The following is a 19839-nucleotide window of genomic DNA, read 5'->3' as shown; positions in this document are numbered from 1 at the left end:
AGTAGTTGGCCCCGTTGCAGCGGAGAAGGCATCGACTCATCGACGACACTGCAATAAATTAAGGTCTACCTTACTTAGCACGGGTTAACTATGTCCGGAAGTCGGATAGATCCTCGTGTTCGGGTCCGGTTCATGTTCCATCGATGTTGGAGATTGTTGTGAGTCTTGTGTTCGGCGAGGTACTTCACAAGGAGTACGTGACCCCGGGAATGGTTCGTATCGTGTTCGGTGGGGAGGAGCTGACCGCCTTCGAAACCACCGGTACCGGTGACGAATACCTGCGCCTCCACTTCCCGGTCCCGGCTACAGGCAAGTTCGTTCTTCCGGCGGAAGATCCGGATGCACCGCGCGGTTGGCGATACCCGGAGGGAGAGGAACCGTCCCCGTGCCAGCCGTACACCGTGCGACGGTTCGATTCCGAAACCAGCCGCATGACGATCGACTTCGTCGTTCACGAGGGTGGTATCGCCAGCGACTGGGCACAGAAGGCCGAGATCGGTGACAAGTTGGCGATCGGCGAGTCTCGTGGCCTCTACGAGCCCCCGGCCGACGCACGCTGGCAGGTGTTCGTCGCCGACGCGACTGGACTCCCCGCACTCGGGCGCTTGATCGAACAGTTGCCCGCCGGGATGTCGGCCAAGGCGATCGTCGAGGTGGTGGACGAGTCTCACAAGCAACAGATCACCTCGTCGGCCGACGTCGAGTTCATCTGGCTGGTCGGCAGTGGCAACGGTGTTGCACCGTCGAAGTTGCCGGACGCGGTTCGCGCGATGAACCTGCCCACCGAACTCGGATACGTGTGGGTTGCAGGCGAGAGCACGATGCTCCGTGACATCCGCAAGTACCTTCGCCACGAACTGAAGTTGCCGGGTGAGCAGTACAAGGTCATCGGCTACTGGACGTACAAAGCCGAGGTGTGGAACGCGAAGTACGAGGCCCTCGACGAAAGTGTCCGCGCGGCACTCGATGCGGCCTGGGAATCGGACCGCGACGAGGAAGAGATCCGCGACGAGGTCGAGAAGACTCTAGAGAGCGCCGGCTTGTGACCGTTGGATTCGACAAGAGTGCTGTCGACAGCGGTGCGGCGGACAAGAGCGCAGTCGACAAACACACCGAAGAACTGATCGACGAGTCGCTAGACGAGAAGCAGAAGCAACCGGACGGGCTGGTATCGACCAACTCTCGTCGTATGGCGGGTCTTCTGGTGTGCCTGGTGGTGCTCGCCGCCGTGCTCCTGCTGAGTATCGCGGTGGGATCGAAGACAATTCCGTTCGGCACCGTGATCGACGCGCTGGTGAACTACGACGATTCCAATGATCACGTGATCATCCGTGATCTGCGGCTACCTCGTACTCTGCTCGGTCTGATAGTCGGTATGGCACTGGGTGTGGCCGGTGGCCTCATCCAGGCGATGACACGAAATCCCTTGGCTGATCCAGGAATTCTCGGTGTCAATGCCGGCGCGGGCTTCGCGATGGTCGTTGCCGTCGCGGTCTTCGGCTTGACCAGCATCTGGTCGTACATCTGGTTCGCTTTCCTCGGAGCGGTGATAGCCACGGCGATCGTCTACACGCTGGGCTCGATCGGTCGAGGTGGTGCGACGCCCATTCGGCTGACGCTTGCCGGTGTTGCCATCGGCTCCGTGCTCGGCGGCATCTCGTCCGGGATCACCTTGCTCAACCCGACCGCCTTCGACCAGATGCGCCAGTGGAATGCCGGCTCACTCAGCGGGCGTTCGTTGGAAATCGTTCTCGCCGTCGCACCGTTCATTCTCATCGGGCTCTTCCTGGCGCTCGCGTTGGCGCGCCAACTCAACGCGGTGGCCCTGGGTGACGATCTGGCACGTTCGCTCGGTGCCAACATCACTCGTACTCGCATCCTCGGTGTCATCGCGGTGACATTGCTGTGCGGCGCGGCGACAGCTGCGGCCGGGCCGATCGGATTCGTCGGTTTGATGGTTCCGCACGTCGCGAGATGGTTCGTCGGACCGGATCAGCGATGGATTCTCCCGTACACGTTGGTGTGCTCGCCGATTCTTCTTCTCTTCTCCGACGTCGTCGGCCGAATCGTGCTGCGCCCGGGTGAACTTCAGGTCGGCATCGTCACGGCCTTCATCGGCGCTCCGGTGCTGATCATGCTGGTGCGTCGAAGCAAGGTGAGCGGTCTGTGAGCATCGATTTCGGGCGCGCCACCACGGTGGTGCGCTCACCCAAAGAAGGCTGGTCCGCGCGGATCGACGTCCGCACGGTCACAGTCTGCCTCGTCCTCGTTGCGCTTGCATTGGCCATCGGTGTCATCGCGCTCGGTAGTGGTGACTACCAAGTGCCGATCGGGGACGTCCTCGGTGCACTGTTCGGCGAAGCCCCCGCGCGTATCCACATGGTCGTCGTGGAATGGCGTCTGCCCCGAGTTCTGTTGGCGCTGATGCTCGGTGCGGCGCTCGGTATGAGCGGTGCGATCTTCCAATCGCTGACCAGGAACCCGTTGGGTAGCCCGGACATCATCGGCTTCAACTCCGGTGCGTACACGGGCGCTCTGGTGGTCATCCTCCTCATCGGTGGTACTTACTACGAGATCGCAGTCGGTGCTCTGGTGGGCGGAATCGCCACCGCAGCAGTTGTTTATCTCCTTGCGTACAAGCGAGGTGTGCAGGGATTCCGGTTGATCATCGTCGGTATCGCCATCAGCGCGATGTTGGGCTCGGTCAACACCTGGATGATCCTCAAGGCGAAACTTGACGACGCCATGGCTGCCGCAGTGTGGGGTGCCGGTTCGTTGAACGGCCTCGGCTGGACTCAGGTGTGGCCGGTGGTCGTCGTGCTGGCCATCCTCGTTCCGCTGATCCTGGTGTTGGGCAGGCGGATGCAGATGCTCGAGATGGGCGACGACGCCGCCAAGGCGCTCGGCGTCCGGGCCGAACCCACGCGGCTTTCCCTGGTTGTTCTCGGCGTCGCCCTGACGGCCATGGTGACAGCAGCGGCCGGTCCCATCGGGTTCGTCTCTCTTGCGGCTCCGCAGTTGGTGAGGCGATTGACCGGTAGTGCCGGAGTGACCCTGCTGCCGTCGGCAGCAATGGGTGGCGCGTTGCTGATGGTCAGCGACTGGGTGGCGCAGCGAGCTTTCGCGCCGACACAGTTGCCGGTCGGCGTCGTCACCGTCTCCATCGGTGGCATCTATTTCGTATGGCTTCTCGCGCGAGAGGCACGTAAGCAGTGATCGGTGAAGGAACGAGGAACAGCGTGAACGAGACAAGTACGGCCGCCGTCGTGGTCGAAAGGACGAATCGGCTTCGCGCCGAGGACGTCACGATCGGTTACGACAAGCGCGTCATCTCGGAACACCTCGACGTCGAAATCCCCGACGGTGGCTTCACCGTCATCGTCGGTCCCAATGCCTGCGGCAAGTCGACGCTTCTTCGTGCGCTGTCCCGGTTGCTCAAGCCGACCACCGGCAAGGTCCTTCTCGACGGTAAGGCGATCACGTCGTACCCGGCAAAGGAAGTTGCGAGGCGACTCGGGCTTCTGCCGCAGACGTCGATCGCGCCGGACGGAATCAAAGTCGCCGATCTGGTTGCGCGAGGGCGTTATCCGCACCAGAAGCTGATCCGCCAGTGGTCCCGAGATGACGAGGCCGCCGTCATCAAGGCGATGGAAGCAACCAAGGTCACGGATCTGTCGGCCAGGCCGGTCGACGAACTGTCCGGTGGTCAGCGCCAACGTGTCTGGGTAGCTATGGTTCTCGCGCAGCAGACTCCGTTGGTGCTACTGGACGAGCCGACGACGTTCCTCGACATCGCGCACCAGATCGAGCTGCTGGAACTCTGCCGCGATCTGAACGAGAACGACGGACACACGCTGGTGGCGGTGCTTCACGATCTCAATCACGCGTGCCGCTACGGAACTCACATCATCGCGATGAAGGACGGCGCGGTGGTCGCCGAGGGCCCGCCCGCGGAGATCATCACCGAAGAACTGGTGCAGGAGGTGTTCGGCATGGCGTGCCGCATCATCGACGATCCGGTTTCCCACACACCGCTGGTCATTCCGCTGGGACGCGAGCGTCAGCGAAACATCGAAGGAGCAAAGGTATGACACTCGTCCTGGATGCGCAGGTTACCGACACGGAGTGGGCTCAGATCGTCGACCGCATTTCGCGACGCCGATTCTTCGGTGGCGCAGCTGGTGTGGCTGCAGCATTGGCGCTGAGCGCCTGCGGAAGCTCCGATGGCGAATCCGACTCTGCCAGTGACACTCTCCCGTACACGTGGGCCGAGTTCAGTGGCGACGTTCCGCGCGACCCGAAGCGTGTGGTGGTGCTCGACGGCCGCGTCGACCTCGAATTCGCGATGATGATGGACTACCCGATCGTCGGTTCGGGCAACTTCTGGTTCCCCGACGCCAAGGCAGGATTCCAGTTTCCCGGCCGCACCATCGAGGACGCGAGCTTCGTCAACGTCGCCGGCGACTTCTCCACCAACTTCGAGGCTCTGCTCGCTCTCGAGCCCGATCTGATCGTCATCACTGCGATCGGATATACCAGTGACTGGTACGGCACCGAGCGCTTGTCTTCCATCGCGCCGCTGTTGGTCGTCGGCGACGACGTCGAACCGATTGCCGGGCACCCGGTCGACTGGCGAGGTGCTCTGATGGCGCAGGCGAGCCAGCTCGACCGGGTGACGATCGCCGAGGCTTCCATTGCGGAGTACGACGACAAGCTCGCGAGACTGCGACCGATGTTGCAGGAGAAGCTGGGCGGAAAGAAGATCGTGTTCGGCGTTCAGACGCCGACGGGCTTCCTTGTGCATCAGCGGAATCTGCGAATCAGTGTTGCACTCGATGCCGGCCTGGACGTGCTTTTCCGTGACGACGACAATGCAGAGAACTCGTTCGAGTTGTCGTTCGAGCAACTCGACACCTTGGCTCCGGCGGATGTGATCATCGCCCAAGCACGCGATCAGGAAGCGCTCGACGCGATCAAGTCGCAGCCGACGTGGCAGCGGTTGCCTGCAGTTCAAGCGGGCAACGTGTTGACCAGCGACGCGCGATACAACCAAGGATTTGCGCTCACCGCGGCCATCTTCCTCGACGTTCTCGAGGAAGCGGCCGGACGAATCACTGCTGGGCAGTAATTCAGGCGACGTTGCGGGCCTGGTCGAGTAGTTGTGCAACCTGCTCGAACCAGGCGCCGTAATTGGCGTAGGTGTTGGGACGCTTGTCGTCGAAGTCGATCACCTGGTTCGCGGTCACCGCGGGCAGCTTGACGAACACAGGTGATGCCGCGAATGCCTCTGCCGACTTCGCGAACTGGAACACGATGTCCGCCGGATAGTCCGGTACCTGTTCCCAGCTGAGATCGGCCCAGCCCTTGTCGCCTCCCGGACCGGTGAACTTCACGCCCAGTTCCTTCAGGTAACCGAACTGAGCGAGCGCCGTTGTGCCTGCGTACAACTCGGAGCTGTCACCGTTCAGGGCGAGGACTTCGATGTCGTCGACCTTGGCCGCAGCAGTTCGGATGCGCTCTGCACCGGATTCGAATGCTTCCTTGCCCTCGCGTGCTGCGGCTGTGTCGGTGTTCCCGCCGAGTGCTTCGGCGAGTGAGGCGTACTCGTTCAACACGTCCGGTGTCGAGGCTCCGGAGAACTTGACGCCGACAAACGGTGCAACATTGTTGACGGTCTTGCCCATCGGCTCGTCCCACCAAGTCCATCGTGTCGGGTCGTCGCTGTTGCCGTACCCGATGACCAGGTCTGGGTCCAGCGCCGCAAGAGCTTCCGCGCTGAGTTCACCTTCACGGCCGACGACGGTCATCGTCGACTCGTCAGCGCGATCGGTGACGTCTGGATTGCCGACGCCGTAACCGAAGATGCCGACCGGCCGAATGCCGTAGTCCCACAGAGCCGCAGCGGAGTACGCGTCGACGACGATCCGCTCCGGGGCGTGGTCGAGGGTGATCGTGTTTCCGTATCCCGTTGTGTAACTCCAGGACTGGTCGGCAGACCTGGTCTCGGTAGAGGGCGCTGCGTCGCTACTTCCGCAACCGGCGAGTAGGAGCGTGGCGACGGCGGGTAGAGCGGCGAAGCCGGCGAGCCGGCGATTGATTTTCATGAGAACCTTCCGAACATGGCGAAATAAGCTAGGTAAGCCTAACCTGACATGTCATTCGGGTGTTCTCGGGGTCAGTTGCCCTGCCACATCTGAAGCCATTCGCTCCAGGACGGGGGAGTGATCGTTGGTCGAGGTGTTCCGCCACGAAGTCCGTCGAGCATGAAGTCGAGATAGCGCGTGTGTATTTCGGTGGCTCGATCACCCTCGATCGGCAGAGTCGGCCGCAGATGCACTGTCATGAGCATGACGTCAGCAGCAGTGAAGTCGGGCGGGACTTCGCGAGCGTCGATGCAGACGTCGACCATCGATTGCAGTGCGGCCTCCAATTCTTCGGCGGCACGAGTGACTTCGGCGTGTTCAGGTAACTTGCCGCCGAGGACCGGAATGAGCGGTCCCACTGATTCGGTGAGATATCGCGAGAAGAACGTCTTCAATACGGCTTCATCGGTTTTCGCGGTGCTCATGCACTCTCGGGCGAGGGTGGCGAGGTGGTCGATCGCCCAGACGCGCAGGGATTGCGCCAGTTCCTCCTTGCCTCGGTATCGGCGATAGATGCTGCCTACTCCCACTCCGGCCCGGGTGGCAATTGCCGATACCGGTGCATTCCAACCCTGTTCGGCAAAAATCTCGCGCGCTGCTCGCAGTACGGTGACGTCGTTGTCTGCGGCTTCTCGGGCGCGTCCGGGGAGGCTCGCATTCTCTTTCGCCATTCCCACAGGCTAGCAATGCATGGTTTACTCAATCGGAACGGAGTGTTCCGTTCCGATTCGATTCATGATTGGAGGAAGGTGTCGATGACAACCTTGGCGGAGGCGCCCACGCGATCCGGGAGCCGGGTGATCGCCGCGCTTGCGGGGGCGGTACTCGTCTACTCGCTCATGCAGACCATGCTGGTACCGGCGTTGCCGGTGTTGGGTGAGCATTTCGACACGTCCGTGGCGGTGACCGGCTGGATCCTGACGGCGTACCTGTTGGCGGCCGCGGTGATGGCTCCGATAGTCGGCGCGATGGGTGACCGATTCGGCGACAAGCGAGTCCTGGTGATCGTCCTGATCATCTTCGCTCTCGCGACATTTGCCGCGGCAGCCGCCCCGAATATCGGGGTGCTGCTTGTCGTTCGAGCTGTCCAGGGAGTGAGTATGGCGAGCTTCCCGCTTGCGATGGCAGTACTGCGGAGAACGGTAGTAGGTCCCGAGTTGTCTTCAGGGATAGGTTGGCTCGCTGGGACTTTGGGAATCGGTGCCGGAAGTGCACTGGTGATCGGCGGTGTCATCCTCGAGTATCTCAGTTGGCAGTGGTTGTTCGTGATCACCGGGATCTTGATCGTGCTCGCATTGGTCGCAGTGGTGGCCGTGGTTCCGGGCTCGCATCGCCGCCCGGGTATGCCGACGGACTGGGCCGGTGCCGGCGCTCTGGCGTTCGGATTGGTGAGCCTGCTCTTGGCGATCACGAAAGCCTCCGACTGGGGAGTTTTGTCGCTCGGATTCTGGGGTCTGGTGGTAGTCGCGTTCGTTTCGTTCGCGACACTGATTGCCGTCGATTCCCGCCACGACGCGCCGATCGTCGACATGCGAGTTTTTCGGGACAAGCCGATGATGATCACCAGCGCACTCACCCTGGTGTTCGGGTTCGTGCCGTACATTTTCTATCTCTGTCTGCCGCGGATCCTCCAGGCGCCGGAAACGTCCACGTATGGAAGCGGATTCACCGTTGTGCAGACCGGCTTGGCGCTCTTGCCCGCCGCTGTCCTCGTCTTTCTCGGTGGCCGCTTGACGCCGGCTCTCGCGCGGCGATTCGGGCCGCGGGTGCCCGCTGTCATAGCGCTGGCCCTCATGGCGGCGGGCGCAGTCGGACTCGCGATCTGGCCGAGTTCGGTGGTTGCGATCGTGGCGTTCTTTTCCCTCGTCGGATTGGGGAACGGCGTGGGGTTCGCGGTCTGTGCTCTGTTGGTTGCCTCGATCGTCCCGCCATCGGAAATGGCAGCAGCCAGTGGAGTCAACAGTGTGATCAGAACCGTCGGTTCGGCGGTGGGCGCCCCGGTGACCACAGCGGTCCTGGCGATCGGCATTTCCGGCGACTCGTTCGCGCTGGCGTTCGTGATGGGTGCCGTCATCAGTGTTGTCGCCTGTCTGCCGGCGATTGCACTTCCAGCGACGAGGACTGCACAAAAGGCGTGACTTATTGTAGGCTCCCCTAATCGAGACAGCGTGTAACTAAAGCGGGGAGAGAAGGATGCGGCAGCAGTGGGGCCTGCGAGCAACGGCACTCGCAGCGACAGCAACGGCGCTTGTCGGTTGCTCCGTGGGCGGCGATGACGCAGACGCATCGGAAACAGGCGAGTCGTCGGCCGTACCTGCACCTCAGAAACTGCTCGCACTGGACGAGTTCGCAGCGCTCAACGCACTCACGCTCGGGGTCAAGCCCGATACGGTCTTCGCCACGCTGCAGTCGCAGGCGGCGAAGGAGATATTGCAGAGTGAGGGGATCGAGGTCGTCGACAAACCGACGTTCTTCCAATCACCAGATGTGGAGCAGATCGCGGCCGTTCATCCTGACCGAATCCTGCTCAGTGATGTCGGCTCGTTGACGTCGATCACCGTGCAGGCCAACGAGATTGCCCCGACGACGGTGCTCGCCTATGCGGCGCCGTGGCGCGAAGTTCTGAATACCGCGGCGACTGCACTGGGTCGAGAGTCCGAAGCTCGCGAAATCGTGTCGAGGCTCGAGGCCAAATTTGCCGAAGTATCCGGAACGGTCGAGGCGCAACCGCAGACACTGTCAGTGCTGGTGGGATTCTCCGGCGGCATCTACACCGTCATCCCACAGTCGCCGATGTCCTCGATCATCGAGGAAGCCGGTTTCGGGCGCCCGCAAGCCGAACTCGACGCGAAGATCGGCCCCAACACAGGTGTTGCCACGTCTTCGGTGTCCGGCGAGGAGGTCGGACAGCACGCGGCGGACGCGATGGTCGTGACCTCGGGCAACATCTACGACGGCGCTCTAGTTCACGCAAATCCACTGTTCAACGAGATCTCCGCAGTGAAGGCCGGACGCACGGCGGACGTGAGCGGTGAACTTTGGTTCGGCAGTTATCCTTTCGCGGTCTACTGGATCCTCGAAGACCTCGAGGCTCTTGCCGATCGCACTCTCACCGGCGCGGAACTCCAAGGCCGCATCGCATCCGACGCCGACGCAGTAACCCGATGGAAGGCGTTCTCGAAATGACGACGACACAGGCTACGAAAGCAGACATTTCATCTGAAGAGGCCGACGCATCACAAGGAGCGACGGCCGAAGCCTCGCAAGCCAAAGCTGAAGCGGCGGCGCACAAGAGCGCGCTTCGCGAACTCCTTGCGCCAGTTCGTACACGGACCACCATCGCGATGGTGATGCAGGTGATCGCCGCGGTCGCGGCCATCGTGCCGTACGTGGCCATCGCCGAGTTGGGTAAGACGCTGATCGTGGGCGGCGACATCGACTCGTCTCGCGTCTGGACGATAGTGTGGGTGGTCGTCTTCGGTCTGGGTATGCGCGCGTTCTTCGGAGGCGGTGCATTGATCGTGACGCACTTCGCCGATGTCAATCTTCAAGCTGTGCTTCGGCGTCGAATCGCAGCGACACTCGGTCGACTTCCACTGGGCTGGTTCACCTCCCACTCGTCCGGAACCGTACGAAAAGCCGCGCAGAACGACATTTCCGATCTCCACTACCTGGTTGCGCACAGCGCCGTCGAGACCACCGGCGCCATTGCGGTGCCGCTCGTCGGGCTCGGCTACGTGATCTCGATCGACTGGCGTCTGGGACTGGTCGCGATTGCCACCCTCCCGATCTACATGATCGCCTACGCGATGATGACCAAGGACATGGCCGTCAAGATGAGCCGGATGAATGAGGGCATCGCGGCCATCAGCAACACCATCGTCGAGTTCGTCACCGGCATCGCAGTGGTCAAGACCTTCGGTCAGGACAAGCAGTCACATTCTCGATACCGCGACGCTGCCAAGGCATTTGCCGTCTCGTACGAGGGCTGGGTTCGCCCGATGCTCCGGACCGAGGCGCTGGCCTCGATTGCGTTGAGCGCACCGGTTGTCCTGGTGGTCAACCTTGGCCTCGGCTCGTGGTTCGTTCACTCCGGATGGGTGTCACCCGTCGATGTGCTGACCAGTTCTCTTGTCGCGATGGTGATTCCGGTGTCGGTGACGACCATCGGTTTCGGTATGCAGGCTCGCCGTGAGGCAGCCGCCGCTGCGGCGCGACTGATTGCGCTGTTCGCAACCGACGCTCTGCCGGAAACCGATCATCCGAAAAAGCCTGTGGGGAACGAAGTTCGATTCTCCGGAGTTTCCTTTGCATACGACGACGGCGCCGACGTTCTGACCGGCATCGATCTGACGCTGCCGGAGGGCACGGTGACGGCGTTGGTCGGACCTTCGGGTTCGGGTAAGTCGACGCTGGCAACGCTGGTTCCGAGGTTCCACGACGTGCGTGCCGGATTCGTGGCCATCGGTGGTGTCGACGTCAGGGAAGTCGCTACCGACGAGCTGTACCGCCACGTCGGATTCGTTCTGCAGGACGTGCAGCTGGTCGAAGCGACCGTGCTCGACAACATTCGGCTTGCCCGACCGCAGGCGACTTCGGCCGAGGTGAAGGCCGCTGCCGCAGCCGCGCAGATCGACACCCGAATCGAAGCGCTCCCGAGGGGGTACGACTCGGTGGTCGGGGTCGACGCCAGATTCTCGGGTGGTGAAGCCCAAAGAGTCTCCATCGCGCGTGCGATTCTCGCGGACACTCCTGTTCTCGTGCTCGACGAGGCAACCGCGTTCGCCGACCCGGAGTCCGAAGCCGATATCCAAGAAGCGCTGTCGCGTTTGACGGTGGGGCGCACCGTGCTGGTGATCGCGCACCGGTTGGCTTCGATCGTGAGTGCCGATCAGATCGTGGTCCTCGACGCCGGACGGATCGTGGAGAAGGGCACGCACGATCAGCTTGTGGCGAGTGGTTCAACCTATGCCCGGATGTGGGCGAGTCACAGTCGGGCCGACTCGATTGAACACAGTCGGGCCGACTCGATTGAACACAGTCGGGCCGACTCGATTGAACGCAACACCGCAGGTAAGTCTGACGCAGCAGGAAAGGCCAACTCATGATTCGCGACCTCTTCCGGATACTCGGCCCGCAGAATCAGGGCCGTTATCGCGAGTTCCTGGTGTGGGCAGTGTTGTACGGCGTGATGCAGGGTTTGGCAGTGGCGCTTCTGGTCCCTGCGGTGCAGGCACTGTTCGATCAGAGCTGGGGCAGTTTCGTTCGGTGGCTCGCCGCCATGGCCGTATGCGCTGTGATCAGTTCGATTGCGCACTACCTGCAGGCGATGAAGGGTTTCGAGTCGGCCCTCACTCTGCTGCGGACGATGCATCTGCGCCTGGGAGATCATCTCGTCACTCTGCCGCTCGGCTGGTTCGGCGCCGGCCGACTCGGGCAGGTATCGCAGGTTGCCAGCAAGGGCACCATCTCGGTGATGGGGGCCGCTGCGCACCTGATGACACCGATCATCTCCGGAATTGCCAGCCCGGCAACCATTGTCGTGTGCATGTTGTTCTTCGACTGGCGGCTCGGGCTCGCGCTGGTAATCAGCGTTCCGATTCTCTTCGCGGCAGCACGATTTGCCTCGACGATGACTGCCAAGGCCGACGATCGGGCTCATGCAGCGGCCGTCGAATCGAACAATCGAGTGCTCGAATACGCGCGTTGCCAACCGGTCCTGCGTGCTTTCGGACGCACCCACGGGGTGTACGAACCGCTCGACGACGCGATCGAAGCGCAACACACTGCGGGTCGTTCACAACTGTGGTTCGTGGTGATCGGGTCCGTGGTCAACGGGATCGCCCTGCAATTCGTGTTCTCTGCCGTGATCATCTTGGGCGCGTTCCTCGCGCTCGGCGGCGACATCGATCCGGTCACGTTGATCGCGCTACTCGGACTGACCGCACGGTTCATCCAGCCGCTGGGTGAGATCGGCGAGTTCGGCGGTGCAATCAGAATGGCACGCAATGAAATCCGGCGAATGTCCGAGATCCTCGAAGTTGAACCAATGGTCGAACCCGATACCAGCGGGACGGCGACGGGGGAGACGGCAGTGCAGTTCGACGCCGTCGACTTCGGATACGCGGACGGTGGGCAGGTTCTGCGAAACATCTCCTTCGACGTGCCACGGAAGTCGTTGACGGCGTTGGTCGGTCCGTCAGGGTCCGGCAAAACCACCGTCACCCGGTTGATCTCGCGCTTCTACGACGTCGACTCCGGTGTGGTGCGTGTCGGCGGCGTCGACGTGCGGGACCTCACGAGTGCCGACCTGATGTCGCAGCTGTCTCTGGTCTTCCAGGACGTGTACCTCTTCGACGACACGTTGATCGCGAACATCCGCCTCGGCCGCCCCGAAGCCACGGACGAAGAAGTCTTCGACGTGGCTCGGATCGCGGGCGTCGCGGAAATCGTCGAGCGGCTTCCTCGGGGTTGGGACACCCGTGTCGGTGAGGGCGGGACGGCACTGTCCGGTGGAGAGCGGCAGCGGGTCTCCATTGCACGCGCACTCCTCAAACGCGCACCTGTCGTTCTGCTCGACGAGGCGACTGCCGCGCTCGATCCCGAGAACGAGGCACACGTTCAACGTGCGATGCAAGAACTCGCCAGGGAAAGCACACTGCTCGTGATCGCTCACAAACTGTCGACCGTCGTGGCCGCAGATCAGATCATCGTGCTCGGTGACGACGGTTCGATCGTCGAAGTGGGCACCCACGAAGTCCTGCTCGCAGCCGGTGGGAACTACGCCGCGTTCTGGAATCAGCGCCACCGTGCGTCGGGATGGCGGTTGGTGGCAAGCTGAGCAGAATGCAGACCGGAAAGAAGACGGGGCGGCCGCCGACGTTGTCGACAACGGACATCGTCGAGGCCGCCCTGGCCGGTGATCTGAGTGAACTGACGATGCCGAGCGTGGCAAAGCGGCTGGGCGTCAGTCATTCTGCACTTTATCGCTACTTCGCAGACCGCGAAGCGCTGCTGCGTGCCTGCTCGGATCATGTTGTGCGTCAGACTGTATGGCCCGATACGAATCGTCCGTGGCGCGAATTCCTGAGGGATTTCTGCGACGTTCTGTGGTCCTCGTTCGAGCGCTATCCAGGTCTGGCCCAGGTCGGTCTCGCAGTTCCGGGCACGCCGCCGGCGATAATCGAGATCGTGGAGAAACTGGTCGGTTCGTTGACTGCGCAAGGCTTCACACCCCACGATGCGATATTGGCGGTGGACTTCATCTCCGAGGTGACGATGACGCAGTTCGCAATGATGGCGGCGATGGACAAGACCGTCAGCTCCGCCGATTCACGTTCCGCGCGACAGGCGTATCAGGAAAGTTGGAATGCGTCGGAGTCGTTGATCGAGGGAATCGGCGACGAATCGACGTGGCACGGGCGAGGTTGGTTGGACGAGAAGATCACGATCATGCTCGACGGCCTGGAAAAGCGTGTTATCGGCTGACATTTCTACTAGCTTTGAGAGTAATGCCCGTTTCGGCGTGATACAGGCTAATGTGCACACATAGGACGGGTGGTTGCTGCACCGGGAGGCGGGGATCATGGATCTCGAAGCGATTGTTCTCATCCAAAGACTCAAGTACCGATACGCACGCGCCTTGGACACCAAATCGTGGGTCGAATTCGCCGACACTCTGACCGTCGACGCCACCGCGATCTACGGAGAACAACTCAGTTTCGATTCCCGAGATTCGTTCGTCTCCTTCCTCGAGAACACTCTCGGATCACACATCATCACCGAACATCAGTGCGGGCAACCCGAGATCGACGTCGACGGAGACACCGCAACCGGGATCTGGTGCCTCGCGGACACAGTGGTAATCCCCGAAGACGGCATGCTGCTTCGCGGATCGGCCTTCTATCACGACAGATACACCCGCTGCAGCGACGGTGAATGGCGAATCTCCCACACGAGCTACGAGCGGACCTGGGAATCGGTGGTGGCGCTCGCCGACATGCCGAGTTTCCGATTGACGTCCAACAAGTGGGCGCTGCTGCAGCAACCGTCGTTCGGCGACTCGGTCGTTCGCAACGTCTCCTGAGGTCGCCCGCGATTAGAGTCGGCTCATGGTTGATGCAGATTTTTCGCTGCCTGACGTACGGACGTGGATTCGCGGTATCCCCGCGCTGACCGGAACTCCGCCGCCCGCGCCCGAGTGTTTTCCGGAAAAGCCGGGGGAGTTGTTCCTCGACTGGCTCCGTGCGGCCGTGGCCTTCGGCGTCGTCGAGCCACACGTGTGTGCGCTCTCGACCGTGGACGGCGACGGTATGCCTGATTCTCGTTTCCTCATCCTCAAGGACGTGACCGAGGGTGGGTTCTGGTTCTCTGGTTCAGCTGCTTCGCCGAAAGGTGTTGAGTTGAAAGAAAATCCGCGAGCATCGCTCGCCTTCTACTGGCGCGAAACAGGCCAACAGGTCCGGATTCGCGGAACGGTTCGCGAGGGCGACGACGCACTTCGACGCCGAGACTTCGTCGAACGCTCCGTCACGGCGAGAGCGGTGGCGACGGCAAGTGAGCAGAGCGAGGTGCTCGAAGACTTAGGGGCGTACGACACGTCGGTGGCCGCTGCGGAAGCAAGAATCAGCGACGACCCAGGGTTCGTGTCGAAGGACTGGCGTGCGTGGTGCCTCGAGCCGGAGTCTGTCGAGTTCTGGCAGGCAGACTCCGGGCGTCGACATCAGCGGTGGTTGTACCGGCGCGGCTCGGACCGAGCATGGACACGAGCAGTGCTGTGGCCCTAAGGGGCAGCTGGGCCCAGATCAGCTCGCGCTGATCTCCGGCGATACGAGGTTGACGACGATCGACTGTCCGCCCAGCTTGGCGTGGATTTCGGGATGTTCGAACCCCGAGGACAACAGGTAGCTGCCGAGCATCGTGAGCAACTCGTCCAGATCCGTCGTGGGATCGGAGGAATGTGCGCTCGAGGGTGAGGCCTGATTTGCGATGAGTTCGGTGTGGGTGAGTCGACCGGCCACTCGAACGGCGGCTACGCCCATCGCGTCGCGACGTACGACGGTACGACTCCGAGTTTCGAGCGTCCTCGATGATTCGCGTGTTGAAGCTGGCACTGAAAGGTCCTCTCCGCTGCTGTGTGCGGCCGTGGTTCGGGCAGGAAGCGGAAACGTGAATGCATCGGATTGCTTGGGTGCGGTCGACAGAAAATCCGCTGTGGCGGTGGCACTGCTGGAACCGTTACCCGTGGAAAGGTTGCTCCCAGAACCATTGCTTGCAGAACCATTGCTTGCAGAACCATTACTTGCGGAACTATTGGCTCTCGATCCGTTGCCGGAACCGTTGGGGCCCGCTATTCCGTGAGAATTCTTGTCTTCCATTGTTTCGCTCCTGATGCCCGTAAACAGACCGCCGGTTTGCTTAATCGACGCAAACATACCAGGAGTTGGTTTACGGTCACACCCCTTGTGGAGTTCGGCGTTGAATGCGCAGCCACATTGCGAAGCCCCACAGGACGAAGAATGCATAGACCAGATAGAGGATCGCCGAAGGGTAATAGCCGGCTCGGAAAAGAAGGGGAACACCAACGGCGTCGACGCCGATCCAGATGAGCCAGAATTCGGTCCAGCCGCGCGCCATGCCGTATGTCGCGAGGATGGAGCCGGTGAAGATCCAGGCCTCCGCCCACGCTCCGTACGAGCCGAGGAGGTCGAAGATCCAGGCGAAAGCGATTGTGCCGCTGGCCATGACGGCGATCATGGCGACGCGCTCGCGAGTTGTCGCCCAGTGGGGCAGGACTGCGCGACCGGAGTCGCGTGCCCCGCGTCGCCACTGAGTCCACCCGTAGACGCTGACGGTGATGAACAACAACTGACGGCCGGCCTGGCCGTAGAGATTGAGCTCTTGCGGAGTGTGGAAAAGTGCGCCCATGAACACCGTGAACAACAAGGCATTTCCGGCTATACCGACGGGCCACGCCCATACCGAGCGTCGCGCGCCCGCGATCGCGGAGCCGATTCCGAACGCGTTTCCGATGATCTCTCGCCAGAGAATCGTGGCGCTGCCGATGTGCAGTTCGGCGTCGAACAGCGCCTCGATCAGGCTCATCAGTCCGCAGCAGCGACGAGGGGTTCGAGCGTCAGATCCGGGAGTTCCTTCTGGATGTACTGCAGGCGCCACTTGTCACTGACCAGGGCGAGCAGAACACCGTCGGAACGGGTGAAGACCTCCACACCGCGCTGACGGTTCAGTTCGACCTCGGACGCGGCGTCGGTACGGCGAGCCAATGCGTAGCCGAGCGGTTCCATCTTGGCCTCGACGTTGAACTCGGCCTTCATGCGCGCTGCGACGACCTCGAACTGCATCGGGCCGACAGCCGCCATGACGGGGGAGGCGTCGCCGCGGATGTCGTTGCGGAGAATCTGGACGACGCCCTCGGAATCGAGTTGGTCGACAGCACGGCGGAACTGCTTGTACTTGCCGGCGCTTTCGGCGCGCAGGATCGAGAAGTGTTCCGGCGCGAACGACGGGATCGGCGGGAACTCCACCTTCTTCTCGGTGTACAGCGTGTGGCCGGGTGCGAGTGCGGTGGCGTTGACGAGGCCGACGACGTCGCCGGGGAACGCGGATTCGACGGTGGAACGTTCACGTCCGAACACCGTCTGGGCGTACTTGGTCGTGAAGGGCTTGCCGGTTTGGGCGTGTGTGACAACCATGCCGCGCTCGAACACGCCGGAGACGATGCGCATGAACGCCAGACGGTCGCGGTGCGCGGTGTCCATACCGGCCTGCACCTTGAAGACGACCGCACTGAACGGATCGGTGACCTCGCGCGGCTTGCCGCTGAGGTCTTCGCGCCCACGCGGCGGCGGCGCCAATTCGACGAGGGTGTCGAGGATCTGGCGGACGCCGAAGTTGAGCATCGCGGACGCGAAGATCACCGGGGAAGTCTGACCGGCGAGGAACATCTCCTGATCGTGGTCCTGGCCGGTAGCGGAGAGCAGTTCACTCTCCTCGGCCGCGGTCTCCCACTCGGAGCCTTCCTTGGCGAGCGCCGCGTCGGCGTCCATGACCTCTTCGGGGGCGATCTTCGCGCCGCCTGCGGTACGGGTGAAGCGGACGTATTCGCGAGCCTGACCGTCTTCACCGCGCCGCAGCAGTCCGCGGAAGTCGCCGGCGATGCCGACCGGCCAGTACAGGGGGGTGGGCGTGAGGCCGATCCGTTCGCTGATCTCGTCGAGCAGTTCGAGAGGAGTCTGACCGGGACGGTCCCACTTGTTGATGACGGTGATGACCGGAATGCCGCGGTGACGACACACCTGAAACAGCTTGAGCGTCTGCGGTTCGAGGCCCTTGGCAGCGTCGATGAGCATGACCGCCGCGTCGACGGCGGTCAGGACGCGGTACGTGTCCTCGGAGAAGTCGGAGTGACCGGGGGTGTCGACGAGGTTGATGACGTTGATCTGCTCGTCCGGGGTCTCGGACGAGTGGTAGTTGAACTGCAGTGCGGTGGAACTGACGGAAATGCCGCGGGCCTTCTCCATCTCCATCCAGTCCGAGACCGTCGACTTGCGGCCTGCCTTGCCGTGGACGGCTCCTGCCTCCGAGATCTTCTTCGCGTGCAGTGCCAGCGCTTCGGTCAGCGTCGACTTTCCGGCGTCGGGATGCGAGATGACGGCGAAGGTGCGGCGACGCTCTGCCTCGGCGGACAGGCCCTTGGTCGTCGTCGTGACCGCGACCGACCCGCTCTCGGTTGAATCGGGGCCTTCGGTGTCGGACTGGACAGTCGAGTCGGAAGGGACGGTCGAGTCGGACGGGGTAGTCAACGAAGAACCTCTCGAAGTGGGCGTCGGTGCCGGCGACGTGCCGGTGCGCGGACAGGTGGAGAGTGCGGCAGCACAACAGAGAAAGGATACTCGCAGACCACGATGCAATAGCCACTGCGGCGTAACACTCGGCGAACGATCGCTGATTATCCATGTATGTGTGTGTTCGAACACACAGCCATTTGTGTCCTGCGAAGAGTTGCACTGATCGAAGAGTGACACTGACCGAGGAGTTGCGTTGAGCAAGTTCACCGAAGAGATGTATGCGACCGCCGCAGTCACCGACCGCGGCCTGGTGACGGGAGAGCCGGACAACGCTTTCCGTCAGACCTGGGGCGACATCCACCAGGAGGCTCGGCGCATGGCCGGCGGCCTGGCCGAGGTCGGTATCGATCGCGGCGTCGCGATCGGCATTCTCGCCGGACAGCCCGTCGACATCGCACCTGCCTGCCAGGCGACGTGGATGCGCGGTGCGTCGGTGACGATGCTGCATCAGCCGACCCCCCGAACGGATCTGGGCGTCTGGGCTCAGGACACCGAGACTGTGATCGACATGATCTCCGCGAAAGCCGTCATTCTGGGTGCGCCCTTCGACGCGGCCAAGCCGCTCCTCGAAGAGCGTGGCATCACCGTCGTGACGGTGGACGAGCTTCGCAGCGGAACGTCGATCGATCCCGTGGAGACGGCCGAATCGGATATCGCACTCCAGCAGTTGACGTCCGGTTCCACCGGTTCGCCCAAGGCCGTGCAGATCACGCACGAGAACTTCTACACAAATGCCTACGCCATGATCAACCGCATCAAGTTCTCCATCGAAGACGACGTGATGGTGAGCTGGCTTCCGCTCTTCCACGACATGGGCATGGTCGGTTTTCTCACGGTTCCGATGCAGGTGGGCGCAGAGGTCATCAGCATCACGCCGATGGATTTCCTGCGTACCCCGGTGCTGTGGGCCGAACTGATGGGCAAGTACGGCGGAACCGTCACCGCCGCACCGAACTTCGCGTACTCGCTCTTGGCTCGTCGACTCGCACAGGCGGAAGACGGGGCAGTCGACCTGTCCAGCGTCCGATACATGTGGAACGGCGCCGAGCCGGTGGATCCCGACACGATGGATGCACTCGCCGAGGCAGGTGCGCGTTTCGGTTTGAACCCGACTGCGCTGGCGCCCGTGTACGGAATGGCGGAAACCACGCTCGCCGTGTCGATTCCGGATCCCGATCAAGGTCAGGTCCTCGACTACGTCGATCCAGACTTTCTCGAATCGATGTCTCGAGCGGTGCCGTCCAATCGCCCCAACGCTCGTGCCCTCGCCACACTCGGCAAGATGGTGCCTGACCTCGAGGGACGCATCGTCGACCGTGACGGTCAGGTGCTTCCGGCCCGCGGTGTCGGAATCATCGAGGTTCGCGGCAAGGCAGTCACTCCCGGGTACGTCACGGTCGACGGACACAAGCCGGCCCAGGACGCCGACGGTTGGCTCGACACCGGTGACGTCGGGTACTTCACCGAGGAAGGACTGGTCGTGGTGTGCGGGCGTGTCAAGGACGTCATCATCATGGGCGGCCGGAACGTGTACCCCACAGACATCGAACGGGCGGCCGGAACCGTTGCCGGTGTGCGTCCCGGAAATGCCGTCGCGATTCGTCTCGACGCCGGCCAGAAGCGTGAGAGCTTTGCAGTCGCCGTCGAGACCAACGCTTTCGAGGATCCGGAAGAGGTCAAGCGTATCGAACGCGAAGTGGTCCACGCCGTGGTTGCCGACGTCGGTGTCCGACCTCGCGCCGTTGCGGTCCTGGGTCCCGGCAGTATCCCGAAGACGTCGTCGGGGAAGCTCCGCCGCGCGAATTCGGCTGCACTGCTGGGTAACTGAC

At 62.4% G+C, this 19839-nt stretch carries 18 protein-coding genes; 13 read left to right on the top strand and 5 right to left on the bottom strand.

Annotated elements, in window-relative coordinates; all coding sequences use genetic code 11:
* The first annotated feature begins 158 nt into the window (after window positions 1–158).
* The 5 genes from ASU23_RS01700 to ASU23_RS01680 are packed head-to-tail and all read left to right on the top strand — an operon-like array spanning window position 159 to window position 5128.
* A complete protein-coding gene (locus ASU23_RS01700; RefSeq protein WP_003946220.1) occupies window positions 159–1046 on the top strand; it encodes a siderophore-interacting protein in 888 nt (295 codons plus the stop codon).
* Complete coding sequence (locus tag ASU23_RS01695; protein WP_058037024.1) at window positions 1043–2170, top strand: Fe(3+)-siderophore ABC transporter permease; 1128 nt, start codon at window positions 1043–1045, stop codon at window positions 2168–2170. Before ASU23_RS01700 ends, ASU23_RS01695 begins: the two co-directional genes overlap by 4 nt.
* On the top strand, window positions 2167–3216 hold the full coding sequence (fepG, locus tag ASU23_RS01690; RefSeq protein WP_003946259.1) for an iron-enterobactin ABC transporter permease: 1050 nt from the start codon (window positions 2167–2169) through the stop codon (window positions 3214–3216). The genes ASU23_RS01695 and fepG overlap by 4 nt, the downstream gene beginning before the upstream one ends.
* Before the next feature lie 23 nt (window positions 3217–3239).
* Entirely contained in the window at window positions 3240–4091 is an 852-nt protein-coding gene (locus ASU23_RS01685; protein ID WP_058037037.1) for an ABC transporter ATP-binding protein, read from the top strand.
* A complete protein-coding gene (locus tag ASU23_RS01680; RefSeq protein WP_054827505.1) occupies window positions 4088–5128 on the top strand; it encodes an ABC transporter substrate-binding protein in 1041 nt (346 codons plus the stop codon). Before ASU23_RS01685 ends, ASU23_RS01680 begins: the two co-directional genes overlap by 4 nt.
* A 1-nt stretch (window position 5129) precedes the next feature.
* Here ASU23_RS01680 and ASU23_RS01675 read toward each other — a convergent pair whose 3' ends face one another.
* Window positions 5130–6104: an ABC transporter substrate-binding protein gene (locus ASU23_RS01675; RefSeq protein ID WP_042448946.1), complete on the bottom strand. Its 975-nt coding sequence runs from the start codon at window positions 6102–6104 to the stop codon at window positions 5130–5132.
* A 71-nt stretch (window positions 6105–6175) separates the two neighbouring features.
* Window positions 6176–6814 carry a TetR/AcrR family transcriptional regulator gene (locus tag ASU23_RS01670; RefSeq protein ID WP_030536301.1) on the bottom strand — a complete coding sequence of 213 codons (639 nt, stop codon included), beginning with the start codon at window positions 6812–6814 and terminating at the stop codon, window positions 6176–6178.
* A gap of 84 nt (window positions 6815–6898) precedes the next feature.
* On the opposite strand from ASU23_RS01670, the gene ASU23_RS01665 reads away from it, so the two are divergent.
* From ASU23_RS01665 to ASU23_RS01635, 7 genes are all read left to right on the top strand, one after another.
* Entirely contained in the window at window positions 6899–8281 is a 1383-nt protein-coding gene (locus ASU23_RS01665; RefSeq protein ID WP_047270341.1) for an MFS transporter, read from the top strand.
* A gap of 55 nt (window positions 8282–8336) precedes the next feature.
* Complete coding sequence (locus ASU23_RS01660) at window positions 8337–9329, top strand: ABC transporter substrate-binding protein (RefSeq protein WP_058037023.1); 993 nt, start codon at window positions 8337–8339, stop codon at window positions 9327–9329.
* Complete coding sequence (locus ASU23_RS01655; protein ID WP_253741120.1) at window positions 9326–11251, top strand: ABC transporter ATP-binding protein; 1926 nt, start codon at window positions 9326–9328, stop codon at window positions 11249–11251. Before ASU23_RS01660 ends, ASU23_RS01655 begins: the two co-directional genes overlap by 4 nt.
* Window positions 11248–12984 carry an ABC transporter ATP-binding protein gene (locus ASU23_RS01650; RefSeq protein ID WP_030536297.1) on the top strand — a complete coding sequence of 579 codons (1737 nt, stop codon included), beginning with the start codon at window positions 11248–11250 and terminating at the stop codon, window positions 12982–12984. Before ASU23_RS01655 ends, ASU23_RS01650 begins: the two co-directional genes overlap by 4 nt.
* 5 nt (window positions 12985–12989) lie before the next feature.
* Entirely contained in the window at window positions 12990–13631 is a 642-nt protein-coding gene (locus ASU23_RS01645; RefSeq protein ID WP_244993139.1) for a TetR/AcrR family transcriptional regulator, read from the top strand.
* Window positions 13632–13728: 97 nt separating this feature from the next.
* Window positions 13729–14229 carry a nuclear transport factor 2 family protein gene (locus tag ASU23_RS01640; protein WP_003946235.1) on the top strand — a complete coding sequence of 167 codons (501 nt, stop codon included), beginning with the start codon at window positions 13729–13731 and terminating at the stop codon, window positions 14227–14229.
* A 25-nt stretch (window positions 14230–14254) separates the two neighbouring features.
* On the top strand, window positions 14255–14929 hold the full coding sequence (locus ASU23_RS01635; RefSeq protein WP_042920963.1) for a pyridoxal 5'-phosphate synthase: 675 nt from the start codon (window positions 14255–14257) through the stop codon (window positions 14927–14929).
* An 18-nt stretch (window positions 14930–14947) separates the two neighbouring features.
* Here ASU23_RS01635 and ASU23_RS01630 read toward each other — a convergent pair whose 3' ends face one another.
* The 3 genes from ASU23_RS01630 to ASU23_RS01620 all read right to left on the bottom strand — a co-directional run bounded on the left by ASU23_RS01630 (window position 14948) and on the right by ASU23_RS01620 (window position 17965).
* On the bottom strand, window positions 14948–15520 hold the full coding sequence (locus ASU23_RS01630) for a hypothetical protein (RefSeq protein ID WP_047270289.1): 573 nt from the start codon (window positions 15518–15520) through the stop codon (window positions 14948–14950).
* A gap of 76 nt (window positions 15521–15596) precedes the next feature.
* Window positions 15597–16247, bottom strand: coding sequence for a nicotinamide riboside transporter PnuC (gene pnuC / locus ASU23_RS01625; RefSeq protein ID WP_019744670.1), 651 nt, complete (start codon window positions 16245–16247; stop codon window positions 15597–15599).
* Window positions 16247–17965: a peptide chain release factor 3 gene (locus tag ASU23_RS01620; protein WP_050654517.1), complete on the bottom strand. Its 1719-nt coding sequence runs from the start codon at window positions 17963–17965 to the stop codon at window positions 16247–16249. Before ASU23_RS01620 ends, pnuC begins: the two co-directional genes overlap by 1 nt.
* A 238-nt stretch (window positions 17966–18203) precedes the next feature.
* Here ASU23_RS01620 and ASU23_RS01615 point away from each other — a divergent pair, with 238 nt between their 5' ends.
* Entirely contained in the window at window positions 18204–19838 is a 1635-nt protein-coding gene (locus ASU23_RS01615) for a fatty acyl-AMP ligase (protein WP_007728923.1), read from the top strand.
* The last annotated feature ends 1 nt before the right edge of the window (window position 19839 follow it).

It is taken from the genome of Rhodococcus sp. KB6 (assembly GCF_001445685.1).
Lineage (GTDB): Bacteria > Actinomycetota > Actinomycetes > Mycobacteriales > Mycobacteriaceae > Rhodococcus_F > Rhodococcus_F qingshengii.
The sequence above is the reverse complement of the archived record's forward strand: the minus strand, read 5'-3'. Positions and strand labels throughout refer to the sequence as shown.